General features: G+C 29.8%; 13 protein-coding genes and 3 pseudogenes. 3 read left to right on the forward strand and 13 right to left on the reverse strand.

Annotated features, from left to right (window positions below; all coding sequences use genetic code 11):
- Nucleotides 1-490: 490 nt before the first annotated feature.
- Nucleotides 491-1,056, reverse strand: a pseudogene (locus tag AC1DMU_RS25075) (DUF3472 domain-containing protein); the annotation flags it as partial.
- A 711-nt stretch (nucleotides 1,057-1,767) separates the two neighbouring features.
- Between AC1DMU_RS25075 and AC1DMU_RS25080 the strand changes: the two are divergent.
- A pseudogene (locus tag AC1DMU_RS25080) lies at nucleotides 1,768-2,640 on the forward strand (ComEC/Rec2 family competence protein); the annotation flags it as partial.
- 2 nt (nucleotides 2,641-2,642) lie between these two features.
- Nucleotides 2,643-2,855: a DUF3006 domain-containing protein gene (locus tag AC1DMU_RS25085; RefSeq protein WP_088064953.1), complete on the forward strand. Its 213-nt coding sequence runs from the start codon at nucleotides 2,643-2,645 to the stop codon at nucleotides 2,853-2,855.
- 44 nt (nucleotides 2,856-2,899) lie between these two features.
- Here AC1DMU_RS25085 and AC1DMU_RS25090 read toward each other — a convergent pair.
- The 9 genes and pseudogenes from AC1DMU_RS25090 to AC1DMU_RS25130 form a co-directional block, all read right to left on the reverse strand.
- Nucleotides 2,900-3,348: pseudogene (locus AC1DMU_RS25090) on the reverse strand (SDR family oxidoreductase); the annotation flags it as partial.
- Between the two features lie 510 nt (nucleotides 3,349-3,858).
- Complete coding sequence (locus tag AC1DMU_RS25095) at nucleotides 3,859-4,128, reverse strand: hypothetical protein (protein ID WP_088064952.1); 270 nt, start codon at nucleotides 4,126-4,128, stop codon at nucleotides 3,859-3,861.
- 510 nt (nucleotides 4,129-4,638) lie between these two features.
- A complete protein-coding gene (gene sbnB, locus AC1DMU_RS25100; protein WP_088064951.1) occupies nucleotides 4,639-5,661 on the reverse strand; it encodes a 2,3-diaminopropionate biosynthesis protein SbnB in 1,023 nt (340 codons plus the stop codon).
- Between the two features lie 57 nt (nucleotides 5,662-5,718).
- Complete coding sequence (locus AC1DMU_RS25105) at nucleotides 5,719-6,738, reverse strand: hypothetical protein (RefSeq protein ID WP_088064950.1); 1,020 nt, start codon at nucleotides 6,736-6,738, stop codon at nucleotides 5,719-5,721.
- Nucleotide 6,739: 1 nt separating this feature from the next.
- The gene (locus AC1DMU_RS25110) at nucleotides 6,740-7,765 is read right to left on the reverse strand and encodes a TauD/TfdA family dioxygenase (RefSeq protein WP_088055649.1); all 1,026 of its coding nucleotides are present in this window, start codon (nucleotides 7,763-7,765) and stop codon (nucleotides 6,740-6,742) included.
- A complete protein-coding gene (locus AC1DMU_RS25115; protein ID WP_179864156.1) occupies nucleotides 7,758-8,981 on the reverse strand; it encodes an argininosuccinate synthase domain-containing protein in 1,224 nt (407 codons plus the stop codon). Before AC1DMU_RS25115 ends, AC1DMU_RS25110 begins: the two co-directional genes overlap by 8 nt.
- Nucleotides 8,974-10,239, reverse strand: a complete 1,266-nt coding sequence (locus AC1DMU_RS25120; protein WP_098133736.1) for a DUF6421 family protein — start codon at nucleotides 10,237-10,239, stop codon at nucleotides 8,974-8,976. Before AC1DMU_RS25120 ends, AC1DMU_RS25115 begins: the two co-directional genes overlap by 8 nt.
- Before the next feature lie 3 nt (nucleotides 10,240-10,242).
- Complete coding sequence (locus tag AC1DMU_RS25125) at nucleotides 10,243-10,479, reverse strand: hypothetical protein (protein WP_088064947.1); 237 nt, start codon at nucleotides 10,477-10,479, stop codon at nucleotides 10,243-10,245.
- 5 nt (nucleotides 10,480-10,484) lie between these two features.
- Entirely contained in the window at nucleotides 10,485-11,993 is a 1,509-nt protein-coding gene (locus AC1DMU_RS25130) for an AMP-binding protein (protein WP_088064946.1), read from the reverse strand.
- Between the two features lie 212 nt (nucleotides 11,994-12,205).
- Here AC1DMU_RS25130 and AC1DMU_RS25135 point away from each other — a divergent pair, with 212 nt between their 5' ends.
- Nucleotides 12,206-12,592 (forward strand): RidA family protein, encoded by a 387-nt coding sequence (locus AC1DMU_RS25135; protein ID WP_088064945.1) that lies wholly within the window; start codon nucleotides 12,206-12,208, stop codon nucleotides 12,590-12,592.
- A gap of 856 nt (nucleotides 12,593-13,448) precedes the next feature.
- On the opposite strand, the gene AC1DMU_RS25140 is transcribed toward AC1DMU_RS25135, so the two are convergent.
- From AC1DMU_RS25140 to AC1DMU_RS25150, 3 genes are read right to left on the reverse strand one after another with little or no spacing between them, the layout of a single operon-like run.
- Entirely contained in the window at nucleotides 13,449-14,171 is a 723-nt protein-coding gene (locus AC1DMU_RS25140) for a winged helix-turn-helix domain-containing protein (RefSeq protein ID WP_179196856.1), read from the reverse strand.
- Between the two features lie 23 nt (nucleotides 14,172-14,194).
- Entirely contained in the window at nucleotides 14,195-14,614 is a 420-nt protein-coding gene (gene acpS, locus AC1DMU_RS25145) for a holo-ACP synthase (RefSeq protein ID WP_179196855.1), read from the reverse strand.
- A gap of 36 nt (nucleotides 14,615-14,650) precedes the next feature.
- Entirely contained in the window at nucleotides 14,651-14,905 is a 255-nt protein-coding gene (locus AC1DMU_RS25150) for an acyl carrier protein (RefSeq protein ID WP_088055641.1), read from the reverse strand.
- Between the last annotated feature and the right edge of the window lie 13 nt (nucleotides 14,906-14,918).

Below are 14,918 nucleotides of genomic sequence, written 5' to 3' on the forward strand. Positions count from 1 at the left end.
AAAAATACTAATCAATCCTGTTCCTAAAAAAATATATAATATAAAAGAAATTATAAATTTACACTTATTTAATAAGATAATACACCTAAACAATAGTTCACCTAGAATGCAGCCAAATAAAACCATTGGGGCTCCAAAAATACATACAGTTAATGTTGCTTGGATCATATTAACATAGATATCAGTAAGTATATTGTATGTAGATTTTTCCTTCAAAAGTACGTAATTATACTGCTGAATTATATTTACAATAATCAACAAACTTAATACTGAATATGCATAGGGTAATAAAAATTTATTCAATCAAATGCACCTCATCCCTATTCCATTATTGCTATCAAAAGTAATTCAAAATATAAAATTATTAGTAAAGAACTCAGTGCTTTTCAGCAACTGAGTTCTTTACTAAATCTTAATTAACTGTATTCCTTGGATATACTGATACAAATTCTACTGAAGACACACCGGGAACTAGAGCCCAAAATTTTAATACTGGATGATCCATAATAGCAATTAACTTCCATTGATTTAATTTATTATCTTTTATCCACTGGCCAAACTTTGTATGGCCATCTTCTTGCCAAGAACGTAGAGTCATTCGATACCATTCACTATCTTTCCAATTATAAGTTGTTTGTACCTTCAGACCTGTTCCTTCCCCACCAAATCTACTGGCTTCTGAAGTCGGCGATAAATATTCAGCTTTTATTGCTTGGTTTGATGCTATTGGATCCCAAAGTCAAAGTGAAGAGTATGTTTATCAGTTTGATCAAATCCGCTTTGTTGTTGGAATCCTGCATAACCACCACCCTCTCCCCCCTGATTCCAGTTATGTACAGCCCAATATGTATAAGGTGCTGTTTTGACTGGAGACCAGTCTATGCTAATAATATCTGAAGCAGCAGTATTTTGTGGTGTTACATAAACTGATGGGGCATGAGATCGGATTGCTGCCTCTGTACTAGAAATTGGTGCTCCATACATTGACATCATGGTACAGGCCGCAGAAATCATAGCAATTTTTTTTATTCTTCCCCTTGTTTTTACATTAAACATAACTTCCTATCTCCTTTTAAATTATTTTAGTTACATTGAATAATAACGATATACATACTATTAAACAAATTTTGTAAAAAAAATAACATTATCTATATTACCTAGATATGTTTAATGTTTTTTTCACTACTATTACTAATCAAATTATAGTATTTTGTTATAAATTCGTATGATTTGGGACTAAATGTAGACTAAAAATATTATAAAAATTCATAAATATATAGTTTTAGATATTTATGATGAAAGACCTACAAAATAAATTCACTGATTTTGTGATAGATTTCTTTCCTTTATTAATTACACAATTAAACATAAATTTGTTTACCGAAATAACATTATGTAAACTTATCATGTGACAAAATGACTTATCAATTTGCCAGTGCCTTATCATTAGATAAAAAAGAGTCCACTAAAGAACATAGACTCCTTTAGTTACCTAAACATTACATACATTGCAAACGACCATTGAACTACCCTCACTTTCACTTCGTTTAGAAGAGGCGGTAGTTCAATCCTCTCATTTTCCATTACTAGTATAACCAAATATATTACTCTATTAGGCTTTGAATTATTGGTAATAAATGCTAAAGTTAAATAAGTTTAAAAAATATACAAAGTGAGGCGATATTGTTGAGAAAACTCAGTTTATTACTAACGGTATTTCTAATGATTGCAGCATTATTTATTCCTAATCTTGCAAGTGCTAAATCTTTCCCTGATGGTACATTTGGTACAGATGTAAAAGTAACACGTGAGCAGTCAGCTGCATCCTTAGCTCACGTATTAGAACCAAGCTTCCGTCTTCTCCTTCCTCAACCAGAGGGAAACTTAGAAGTTCATTATATTGATGTAGGACAAGGTGATGCAACGTTTATAAAATCTTCAAGTGGAGAAACAATCCTCATTGATGGAGGAAACAATGGCAAAGGTAAGGTAGTCGCAAATTATCTAAAAGAACTAGGATTTCAAACCATTGATTATATGATTTCTACACACCCTGATGCTGATCATGTAGGCGGATTAGATGAAGTCCTAAATTCTATGAACGTAAAAAATGTTTATGCACCTAAAGTAAGCCATACTACCCAAACATTTAAAGACTTTTTAACTGCGGTAGCCAACAAAGGATTAACAATTAAAGAAGCAAAATCCGGTTTAAATTTACCAATCAATGGTTTAAGCGTACAATTCTTAGCCCCTGTTAAAGAATATGGTGATGACTTAAACGAATGGAGTGCTGTATTAAAAGTAACGCACGGCAGCAAATCATTCTTATTTACTGGTGATGCTGAAGCAAAAAGCGAAAAAGATATGATTGCAGCACATGGTTCAAACCTAAAATCTGATGTATTAAAACCAGGTCATCATGGAAGCAAGACTTCTTCTTCTCAGCCATTTTTAGATGCAGTTAAACCAAATATCGCTGTTATTAGTGCAGGCGCAGGTAACAGATATGGACATCCTACACAAGAAACGTTATCCAAGTTATCTTCAATGTCTGTAAAGGTATACAGAACTGATTTAAATGGAACTGTAGTTATTAATAGTGATGGTTCAAATATTTCTGTAAGAACGGAGAGATAACGATGCAAAGAGGTATTATTGACCGCTTTGAAGGAGCATTAGCAGTTATTGAAATCAATAACATAACAATTGATGTACCCAGATCCAAACTTCCTTCTAATGTAAAAGAAGGGGACATTCTTATAATTGAAAATGATACGTATACAATTGATAAGAATGAAACAGATAAAAGAAGATGTGAAATTCAAAATCTAATGGATAAGCTATTTGAATAATAGAGTTTCAAAGTCAGCTTAATATAAGCTGGCTTTTTGCATTGCTATTTTAAACAAGATCCGCCACTTGCATCGATTAATTCACCATTTATCCAGTGACTGTTTGATGAAGCAAGAAAAGCTACAATATCAGCTATATCCTTAGGCTCTTCTCATCTATTAAAGGCCCACAAACCTGCATCATATTTCTATCCATCTTAATTTCCCAAGTTGCAGCTTTTATTCCCATATTAATTATGCCAGGAAGAATGGCGTTTACCGTAATACCGCGGTAAACACGTTTGTTGTGCTAAAGTATGAGTGAGTGTATTAATTGCCCCCTTAGATATACTGTAAGCAAAAACACTTATCGATGCGACACGTGCAACAAACGATGAAATATTGATGATCCTACTGTGGATTTTTCTAATGTTAAAATCCGCTCGATTCCAGCTTTATTTACAAGAATATCAACCGTAATATCGCCTATATGTTTTTGAAGAGATTCCTCCATTGTAAAAAGACAATAAAGTTATTTAATTTTTCATATCAGATACTTCACTGTACTTAAAAATTAAACAATAAAGTCGTTTGAAAATCTAAGTTTCATTCAAAAAATAGCGCCTGATTGTTGAATAACATGACTGGTGTTTTTCAAACAACTTTATTATCTCTGTACATCTAAAACATTGCGAGCAACATTACTAGATGACCCTGAAGGGATATTTTGTTATTTCAAGTACAAATTTCATATAACCATTTACAAAAAAATCACCGAAAGAAAATGCATCTTTGTAGGTGCTTTTTTCGGTGAACTATTGATAAATGAAATCCAAATAAATCTTCACTAAATGTGACTTTAATCCTTTATTAATACTAGAAATAATAAATGAAAAATTCAAATATTATTATTGCTAATAGTGAACATACTACACGTAAAAAAATTATATAAAGATATTCCCCCTACCTACTTGATAGAGGGCTGTCTTCCCCATCAACAACAGCTCATTTCCAATAAGTATATTTATACTTTATTAGCTTTATTTTTTTCTATATGTTCATATAAAATATCTCCTAGCTGTTGTACTATTATTTCTCCCTTTTCGTAACTCTCTATAGTTTGTAATAGGAACTCTAAATCAATCATTTCTTTCAAGATTTTATAATTAGAAAAAAAGGCTTTATTTTCTACGTGTATATCCAAATCCATTAAAGCTGAAATAAGTTTTAAATTTTCTCTATCTGCTTCTATTATTTTAATTATAAGTTCTTTTAATACCTTTTCCTGCCACACTATAAACAACTCCTTAAGATCTTAATCTAAATAACTACTTCAGAATACCCCTATTAAATTTACTACCATTTACTTGTTATTTTTCAATTTGCTAAAGAATATTATAATCAAAAATTCTTGATACCTTATTTCTTTTATATTATCCCTCAATATATTAAATTACGACTATGTTCATTTTTTAAAGTATACATCCYCTTCATGACTTAAGTATAACAAAAATAATAAAAAAATAATTAATTTGATTTTGAAAATGAAAAATAAAACTATTTATGGAAAATTAAAGACATAATTTATAAATAAACTAGTTAAGTTTCTATATTTAAAAATCTACCATTTCAAAAATTCCGTTAGAACATTAAGTAGTGGGTGGTTCAAATACAATTTTGAAATGCACTTATATCTCATTACATTATCAAGAATAATACTAATCTATCTTTTTCAAAAAACAGTTAAAATAAAAAAAGATGCTCGAAAGCATCTCACTGACTAAAAAATTATAATATTTTCAAATCAATATAAATTCAAGTATTTACCAATGTTATTTTTCAGGGCATTCTCATAAATCTCATACGCACATGAAATATCCTCAATAGCCATTCCCATGGGGTTTAGGATAATTAATTCATCCTTATGTTCTCTCCCTGCTTTTAATCCAGTAATTATATCCCCTAATTCAGCATGTAACATCTCTTTGGAAAATTTACCTTCTAAAACCAATTGATTTATTACTTTCTTTTCTCTATTTGCTTGATCCCAATCATCTACAATTACCTTATCCGCTTGTATAAATAATTCACTTTCTAAATCCATTATAGATACATTACTAATAAATGTTCCTTTTTGAATCCACTCTGCTTTAATATATGGCTTATTCGCTACTGTACATGTAACTAATACTTCTGCTTTTTCAACAGCATCCTGAACTTTATCAGCTACTCGAAATGATACATTTTTATATTTTGACTGAAACTTTTTCATTAATTCTTGTGCTTTATATGACTCCACATCGTATAGTACAACATTCTTAATACCTTTGAAATTTTCTAACATAGACATTACATGCATTTTAGCAATCAAGCCACAACCAACAATAGATAGATTTCTAAAGTCTTTATTGGCTAAATGTCTCGTAGCAACTACAGAAACAGCTGCTGTTCTCATTGCACTTATAGAACTTCCCTCTAAAATAGCAATTGGGAAATTTGTTTGAGGATCATTTAAAACAATTAATGCACTTGCCCGTTCCATGTTTCTCAAAGATGGATTATCATGCTTACTTCCAATCCATTTAATACCAGAGATAGACGGCTCACCTAAATGTGCAGGCATAGCAATAATCCTATCAGCAATATGTTCATCTTTTTTGTTAGTTTTTAAGTATGGTTTCAGAGGTTGACTAAAATCCTTACGAGAGTGTAGGGTTAATGCACGTTCTACACCCTTAATATAAATATCAGAACTATTTTCTTCTAACTTATGAACATCTGCTCTACTAAGATAAAGAATTTTCGGCTCAACAGTTTTATTAGTCATTCATTTCACCCTCTATTTTATTTTCATATATTACTAATATTATGAGTACTAGTCAGTCTATAATACTTCTCCCATTATGTTTAATTTTTGATATATAGTATCTATTTCCTTGTGGATATCCTTCTCAACAGACATTAGCTCTTCTAAATTTAATTGAATGGAAGAGATAATTTGTTGTGGATCTTTTTTCTTTAAATTTGCCTGCATTATAATAAAAGAAATTTTCCGCGTAATTCTAAGCGAATGATCTAAATAACTAATCAACTTCACTGTATCAGGAGAAACTATATGGTGATATTTATTTAAGTAATATAGCATCCCTTCTCTACTATAAAGAAAACAAGTATTAAATCTACGAATTAAAAAATTCCAATTATCCTGTATACTTTCTTGTCTACTCATTGCATATGAAAATACTTGATCTATCTCCATATATAGTTTAGAAATTGCTGTTGTCCCTGTATAATAACTAACACCCTCGAATTGAAAATGCCCCTGTAAATACTGAGATAATTTCAATAAAAACTCATATTTCAAACATTTTATCATTTCATCATTAAAATTAATTTTTCGTGCAGTTTCTATATTTAACTTAATAACTTCGCCTGCTTGTTTAAGCTTTTTAGGTTGAATAGAATTATTAATTAAGTCAATAGGTATCTGACCATGATAACCAAAATATTGATCTTTAACATGAACATTTTCGTTCTCTACTCCTACTATGTTTAAGTAATGATAATCATGAACTGATGGGAAAGTTGGATACATAGTTGAAAGAACTTTAACATCTACGCATAATAAAAATGATTCATTATTATTATGAAGAAACTCTCTTAATTTATGAGGAACTACCTTAGATTTAGTAGTACTAATATAATTTTGCAACCATCCAAGATTATTAGGCTGTTCCGCCTCAAGTTCAAAAGTAATATCTAAACTAGGATTACTATATACATATCCAAAATTTAAATGCTTTAAAATTAATGGCTCTAAACCAAATTGCTCCAATAACAAAGACATACTATTCCAATAACAATTGATACCTCTTCTCAAATAGTTATACCTTTCATTAAGCATCTCATAAAACTTCCTTTTCGTTTTCATTAATCTCAAAAAGAACATTTACCGGAGAGCATACTAATTTCCCTGGATGTCTTGATAATTCAGACGTCTTAATGTTTCTTACTGCAAACATTCGCTGTAACCACCGATCATTTCCATCATATTTTGGAGTAAAACCTGTCCGAGCATGAATAGCTTTTTTATTATCCACAACTAATAATTCACCTGGTTTAAGAGCGACTTGTATACAGTTCTCTAACAATTGCTTTTTCAAATATTCTAGCGCCCACTTAGCCATAGGTGTTTGAGGTTCCATTAGATAAAAATCCATGCAAATATCCGGATCTAGTAAAGGTCCACTTAACACAGGTATAGTAGTATGATAACTGCCTTCATCCCCATTTTCTAAAAATGATGATGGTGCATTAATTTTATATAAAGGTTTTCTTAATATCTCTATTACATCATTAGATAAGCTAAATAAAACTTTTCGGATTGAGGAAGTAATTGTCTTTGCCTTAGCTTCTTTATCAGATTTTACACAGTATAATGCTAAAAAGTCAGGTTTATATGGATGAAACCCATCTTCAGTATGGAACTCTAAGATATCAGATCCTGTATTCTCTTGCTTTTTTTCTTGTCCTTTTACCGGGCAAATATTTTGAACCAATAACCCCTGTTTTTCATCTTCATATGCAAGCGGTTCCCCTAAACAAAGCATAAATAAAAATAGGATATACTCACTAATGGCCGTTTGTTTATCTTTACTTAACTGACCCTTTACTGGTGTATTCGGAAGAATGGGATCTGTTGGTAAATTAGAGAATTTTAAAGTTCCAAATAAATTAGAAAACCTTTTAAAGGTAACTAATTCTTTTAAAATACGTATAGGTAACTTACTTTTAATAATATCTAATTCGTTTAATAATTTATCATCCATTTTGGTTATATCAAGTGATGGAAGCTCATTAATTAAATGTTTTAATTGTTTCGTCTCCTCCTCTGTTAAATGTATTTCCCAATTACTAGAATAATTAATCATAATATTCCTCTCCTTCCTTTCCTATGCCGATCCTTAATTCCCGAGCCTTTTGTTGAAAAAAACTATTAATAGAATATGGTTTAAATTCATCTATAAAGTTCCCAAAATTCGAAAAACTAAGGCTGTTACTTGCAGTTTTAGCAATACAAAAAACATTTCCTTTTGTAATTTTCCATTTGATAGTCCCATTTAAACTTTTATTAAAAGCTCTTATACTTTCATCTAAACAGGACTTAAGAGGACTAAACCATCCTCCACCTACTACTAGATTAGTCCATTCTCTATCAATATAGGACTTTACTCTTAGTTCATCTCTAGTTAATACCATTTCTTCTAATAATAAATGCGATTGATGTATTAACATTGCTGCAGGAGCTTCTCGAATTTCGGGATTTTTAACACCAAAACAACTATCTTCTAAACCTGCATATCTTCCAATTTTATAATCCGATAAGAGATCATTTAATAAAATTACTATCTCCTTTAAACTCCTCTTATCATTATTAATCTTGGATGGAATACCATTTTTGAATGTTATATCTAGGTATAGGGTTTCTTTTTCTTCTATTTTATTTGTCCAATCAAATACGTTATCTCTAATTTCTAACTCAGTATACTCTAAAGTATCATTCTCTATAACTCTGCACCATAAGTTCTCGTCAATAGAATATTTAGATGAAGTAGGGAAATCGATACCTAATTCTTTCTTCAATATCATCGCTTTATCTGCACGTGTAGTATATTCTCCTATAGCCGGACAAAATATATTTACATTTGGATAATTGGCCATTATAGAAAGGTTAAACCTCATAGCAGAATTCTGATATGGTGTTGAATTATGAACAATTAGTGATCCTCCAATTTCTTTGGCATACTCACATGCCAATTTAGCAAGTAACGGCCGTGTGTAGCTAGAAGAAATAGGGAAATGGTTGTTATATAAAGCTTTGGCCATTATCCCATGTGATATATAGCTATTACACAAATCTTCTGAAGCATCAATAATATGAAGTTTTAATTCTAATTTTTGAGATAATTCCATAATTTCATCAGAAATGCTTTGGCCAACATCAATTAAAACAGCATGTATATCCATATCGTATTTTTTCAATTCATAAGCTGTATAAAAACTATCTAGTCCACCAGAAAACAAGAGTACAGCTTTTTCATTTTTAAAAGGCAAGAGTTCTTGAAATTGACCATATATTTTACTCATATAAGTTAGTTCTCTTTTCATTTTTTGCGATTAACTTATTGTTAAAATATCTTATATTACGAGGAATATTTAATCCCATTCCAAACTCTATAATCCATTTAGAAAATACTGTAGGGACAATTTCTGAATTTCTGTAAAAGTCGAAGTTAACACTGAACCATTCTTTGATTACATCTGGAACTATATCTTTTGGCGAATTTAAAATACGTATTTCAAGGTCTGTAATATCATCTAATAATATACTTAGATTTTCTTTGATTTTCATAAAATTCAACTCAATTTTAAAATCTTTAAATGTAATTGCTCTGGCCTTTAAAAGGTACTCAAATAAAATATAATTTGTTAGACAGTCAAAACTTTTTTCAGGATCATCAGCATAGCTATAACGAAATAGTCTTTCCACAAGAAATATCTCTTTTGCTAGTTTATCAATATAAGAGTCCTTATTTAATAAATACAAATATGCTGATATATCTACTCTAACTTCTTCAAATGAACTTCCTAGTAGTGAACTTTTTTCTTTAAAGAATACATTTAAAGGTAATACTCCTTTGTAATGATAGTAATCATGTAAGTAAGAAAGTAGCATTCTTGCCGTATAAATATCATTATGATTAGCTTTAAATATTGATAGAGGTGTTTTTAAGACCTCTTCACCAATAGGTTTAGTGATCTGATGGAACACTTGTAAGTACTTGTTTATAAAAAACAAAGAAAACTTATCTTGTTCTATACTACTATTTGTTACAATTGCTTCGGGGAAAAAGCTAAATACATTGGCTTCTAAAATACCTTTCGTTCCCAAGATTAATTCTACGCCCATAAAAGTATCAAATGGTAACTCTTCTCTTAAATGTGTGATAGCTTCTGGTTCATTCCGATAATAAAAGCATGCTTCAAAATTAATAATTTTATTTTTTTTCACAGGAAAAAAGAACATACCAAATTCTTTATTCTCAATTTTATTGTACTTCCCAAAAGTAAAATCAAATTTTGGTGTATTATTAATACCAGATTCTTTCCATGCAATTAAATCTTTTATAATTGCTTTTACTAAGCCTTCATCAAAATGAATCTTTAACTTTTCTAAAATGAGTATAATGCGTTCAATAATTTCTTCACAATATGAATCTTCTTTATTAATTTGACCTAAAGAATTTTGATTTACTCTTAATTTTTCAACTTCTAAAACTAACTCTTCTGCACTGTTATACCATAATAAATTTTTCAAATTATTCATATCACTTGAAATTAACATAAATTACCTCCTATTTAATAATTTTGTTATAGAACTAATTGAATTGAAATTTTCAAATAAAATTTCAGACTCCATGAATTGAACCTGTTGTACATTTTCTATATAAGTTATTAACTCCATAATTTTTAAAGAATTAAGTATACCTGTCCCTATTAAATCTAGATCATGCGGGATACTTTCAATACTTCCATCCTGCAATAATTGTGTTTTTATATAATCTTCTAATTCCACTTCCAGCATGCACTTTATTCCTCCGTATATCCCATTAATTTCTTTCGATCAATTTTGCCAGTACTAGTTTTAGGTAATTTATGCTCTGTAAAAATAAAATTACTAGGAATTGCATAAGCATCTAAAAACTCAGAACAATACGCTCTAATATCTAAGGAATTTAAAGTTGCTTTAGAATGAATATAACAAGTAAGACCATCATTGTTCATTACAATAAACACCTCATCTATAAGGTTGTGTTTAGAAATTACATTCCTGACCTCTGAAAGATAAACCCTTTTTCCTTGAATCTTAACCATGTCGTCCTTACGTCCCATATAATAATACAGACCATTTTCCTTTTTAACCAAATCACCAGTTGGAAAGTATTTTAAGTTATTTGAGTTATTCATTTTAAAGGTCTCATTGTATGCTTTATTCAAATAACCTTTTAACATCGTCGAAGAGTGTACATATAGCTCTCCAACTTCTCCTTCACCACATGGTAGCAAATCAGCATCTAAAACCTGTAATTGTACATGTTTTAATGGTCTGCCAATAGGAAGAATTCTTAGTTCCTCTATGTCTTGAGGAAAAAAATAAGATAATGCCTCATTAACCTCTGTATTACCATAGAAATTCACAATATTAGCATTTTTAAAACAATCTCTAACCAATTTCACATCGCCGAAAGGTAAAGCTTCACCCGCTAATCCCAAAAAACGAACAGAAGTATAATTTTTGATTTTTTCATTTAGAAGCAATTTAATTGATGAAGGAACCAAATGCAAAATATTAATATTTTCCTCTTCAATCAATTGATTAATATATCGCGGATTATTCCTCTTTTCACTCGAAGGAAGTACACAGCAACCACCTACAGTAAGAGGGAGAAATAAAGAAAATATAGACATGTCAAAATATAAAGGCGCATGACATAAAAATTTATCATCACTCGTGACTCCAACAAACTCACTTCCCCAGCTAATAAAGGCACGTAAACTTTCTCTTGCTAAAATTACCCCTTTTTTCATACCTGTCGAACCTGAAGTGAAAAATATAAAGGATTCAAAACTGTCATCTATTCTACCAACATCAACTTTTGCTTCCATAGACTTAACATATGCTAAATCAAACAAATTTTGTTGAGGTGTACATAGATCCAATGAGAATAATAATAAATCTTCTACAAAATTCAATTTAGAATCTATAAAATTTTTTTGGTTAACTATACAGCATTTTATTTGAGCACTTTTAATACTATCTTCAAAGATTTTCGCTTGTTCATCTGGATTTAGCGGCACACTTACAGCCCCTATTTTTAGAGCTGCTATATAAGTTATTACGTTGTGTATTGGGTTTGTACTTAAAATTCCAATCCTTTCTCCAACGGTAATATCTTTTGACAATAGGGCATTGGCCAATTGGCCAGATAAATCATCAAGTTCTTTATACGAATAATTTTTTGTATCCGTTTTATAAGCTATTTCATCTTTATATTTTTCAAATGTATTATTAAGCATTGTTTTAAGGCATACTTTCAAAGCATCTCCCCCTTTTAATACCTATATATATCCTCTCACGAAGTTTTAATTTTCAGAATAAAACCAATGTTAAATTCACATTAGTTTGTAATAAAATACAAAAACTTATTTGTTAAGTAACGTTAAACTAACCCCTGTTATACAAACACGCTATGTTGAAATGTAAGAGCTTGTATTAAATTTAAAGAAAATATTTTATGGAGTTGATTTTTATGTCAAATGAAAAAACAGTAGTAAGCTCTAATTCCCCATTTGAAGACTTTTTAGGATCTTCTAGAGCAATTAAAAAAGGAAATACCATTGTAGTTGCAGGCACAGCCCCCTTAAATACTAATGGTGAGACCACAACCTCTAATGTTTATGAACAAACAAAAAGTTGTATTGATGTAATCAAAAGTTCTTTAGAAAAAATGGGCTCCTCTTTAGAGGATGTTGTTAGAACAAAAATTTATATTACAGATATGAATAAGTGGAATGAAGCAGCTAAAGCCCATAAAGAATATTTTTCAAAAATCAAACCAGCTTGTACAGTTTTTGAAGTAAATAGATTTATAAAAGAAGAGTGGCTTGTAGAAGTTGAAGCTGACTGTTTGCTATAATACTATCCCACCTAAGCATAGACTTAAGGTGGGAGCTTTTTATGGATTGTCCTCGAAAAAATCAACTCAAGTTAGTTCGCAAAATTCCCTTGCAACAATTTTCTGTTCTATTTACAAATGTATTTGAAGCTACTTTATTCAAAAGCTTCCAATCGGATTATTAGTGTTTTAAAATTTTCTCTTAGTTCTGTACACCTCTCATTTGCAAGCCTTCCTCAAAACTACTATTCTACGTAATTTTGAATAGAATCTTTAATTTAGAAAAGAAGCTTTCATTAATAATCAATTTAAATATAAATTCAAACACATAATTTTGTATCAAATATATTCTTAAGCAAGACATTTAATAATGTATAACTTACCTTAGGTTTTTCCTTTGTCGGAAATCTAATTAAGGAAGCAACCTTAATTATTTTCGTACATTAATTAGCATTTATAACTCTTTTTCTCGAATTTAATGATAAGGGTAAATTTTTATCATGGTAAATATTCAAGATGTAACTAATCATTTTAGTTTGGCTGAAAACTTACCTTAGCTCCATTTGATAATAAATTGAATCAAAAAGGGTTAATGGTGACTTCTATCACTTAATTATGACTTTCACAGTACTCGAAGTGGTAATTAAACTTACTTAAAAGATCATAATAGATGTATATGAAAATATAAATAGAAACTTAAAAATATTACTATCATTAAAAAAAAACAGTTAAATTAGAAGGATATAATTCAACTTAAGGAGAATAGTATCTAAAAGGTTTTAAAATTTTAAAATTAATTTTATACATACGTAAGAGACATGTAGAATTCTTCTTATTTTAAATAAGTAATTCTAACACGCCTCTTTTTAATAAGTTCTTACAGTCCTACAAGAAATTCGTTTCCTTTGCCAATTAAGGTATAGCCAACTCCTTTTCGGTGGACTATAAGATTAAAATTTTTCTGACTAGTATACAATTTCTTTCTGAGCTTATAAATATATTGTCTAACAGTTTCAGTAGTTGTATATTCATCCCAAATAGCAAGTAGGATATCTTCTGTTGTGACAAATTTTTCTCGCATGTTTATAAAGAACATAAGCATTTCATACTCTTTTCCAGCTAAAGGAAAAATTTCACCTGCATTATCTAGATAATGCATATCTACATTCATAAATATCCCTGGATAGAGTTCAACAATATTCTTGTTGTGTTGCTTATTTCTATTCAATTGGACAATATGTTTATAAAAATGACTCACGCACTCCTGTATTTGTTGATGAGTATGAATTTCAAAAGACATTGTAGAATTTTTTTTCAAAAGTTCTAATCCTGCCTTATTAGTACTAATATCTTCATCAAATAATATTAATATTGGGATATTATCTAACTCTTTTTTTATATTTCGAAATTCTTTTACCTCTTCAAAATCTAAGCTTTTTAACCTCCATATTATCCCATCAAAATGGTTTCTTTTATCTTTTAAAATATAATTTAGAGAAGTAATATCTCCCACATGTATAATTTCCCAATTGGGATAGTGTGCAGATCTCCGAGCTAACTTTGGTAAAAATAATTCAGGACTAATAACGACAATTTTCATTTCCCATTCCTCCATAATATTTTTTATTTGTTAAAATTAGATATCAAGACTACCTGTGCGATAGAGTAGTCTTTGGAATGAGAAAGTGATACAAAAGCTTCCAACTTTTGTTTCTTAATCGTTTGTTCAGTCTTATTATAGAATTTAAAATGAGGTTCGCCTGTCTTCTTCTTTAGTATAACAGCATCAGTAAAACAGAATCCATTGCCAATCCCTGTACCTAATGCTTTAAAAAGGGCTTCCTTTGCAGAAAATCTCGCTGCAAAATGTTGGGATGGGTTACTTTTTTTTCTACAATATTCAATTTCTTCTGGAGCGAAAATTTTATTTAAAAATTTGAGATCATATTTTTCAATTGCAGATTGAATCTCAGTAATATCTTGAATATCAATCCCTATACCATATACATTAGGCACAGATAAGATTGAATTTCCCTGTTTCATGGTATACATCGACTCCCGAATAATTTTTTTATTATTCTAGCTATTTTTCAACTCCATAATATAATTTGAAATAGTAGTAACACTTTCTAAATATGAGGGATCCAACTCTTCCATATCAAATTCAATTTCACATTTCTCTTCAAGAGCTAATAAAAGTTCAATTATACCTGTTGAATCTAGTCCTAATTCTTCAAAAATATTGGCATCTACTTTCACATCAGCTACAGCAAGTTCTAATTGCAGTGCAAGAATTTCAGTAACTACATCCATTAAATTATTTAGCTTATTCATATACTTAACCCCC

It is taken from the genome of Bacillus sp. 01N45, from assembly GCF_056399205.1.

Bases quoted from the DNA above. Each gene is read 5' to 3' on its own strand.
- AC1DMU_RS25115 (WP_179864156.1), bottom strand. From the start codon at position 8,981: ATGAGTAAAATATATGGTCAATTTCAAGAACTCTTGCCTTTTAAAAAT.
- AC1DMU_RS25140 (WP_179196856.1), bottom strand. From the start codon at position 14,171: ATGAAAATTGTCGTTATTAGTCCTGAATTATTTTTACCAAAGTTAGCT.
- acpS (WP_179196855.1), bottom strand. From the start codon at position 14,614: ATGAAACAGGGAAATTCAATCTTATCTGTGCCTAATGTATATGGTATA.
- AC1DMU_RS25135 (WP_088064945.1), top strand. From the start codon at position 12,206: ATGTCAAATGAAAAAACAGTAGTAAGCTCTAATTCCCCATTTGAAGAC.
- AC1DMU_RS25125 (WP_088064947.1), bottom strand. From the start codon at position 10,479: ATGCTGGAAGTGGAATTAGAAGATTATATAAAAACACAATTATTGCAG.
- AC1DMU_RS25085 (WP_088064953.1), top strand. From the start codon at position 2,643: ATGCAAAGAGGTATTATTGACCGCTTTGAAGGAGCATTAGCAGTTATT.
- sbnB (WP_088064951.1), bottom strand. From the start codon at position 5,661: ATGACTAATAAAACTGTTGAGCCGAAAATTCTTTATCTTAGTAGAGCA.
- AC1DMU_RS25120 (WP_098133736.1), bottom strand. From the start codon at position 10,239: ATGTTAATTTCAAGTGATATGAATAATTTGAAAAATTTATTATGGTAT.
- AC1DMU_RS25105 (WP_088064950.1), bottom strand. From the start codon at position 6,738: ATGCTTAATGAAAGGTATAACTATTTGAGAAGAGGTATCAATTGTTAT.
- AC1DMU_RS25110 (WP_088055649.1), bottom strand. From the start codon at position 7,765: ATGATTAATTATTCTAGTAATTGGGAAATACATTTAACAGAGGAGGAG.
- AC1DMU_RS25150 (WP_088055641.1), bottom strand. From the start codon at position 14,905: ATGAATAAGCTAAATAATTTAATGGATGTAGTTACTGAAATTCTTGCA.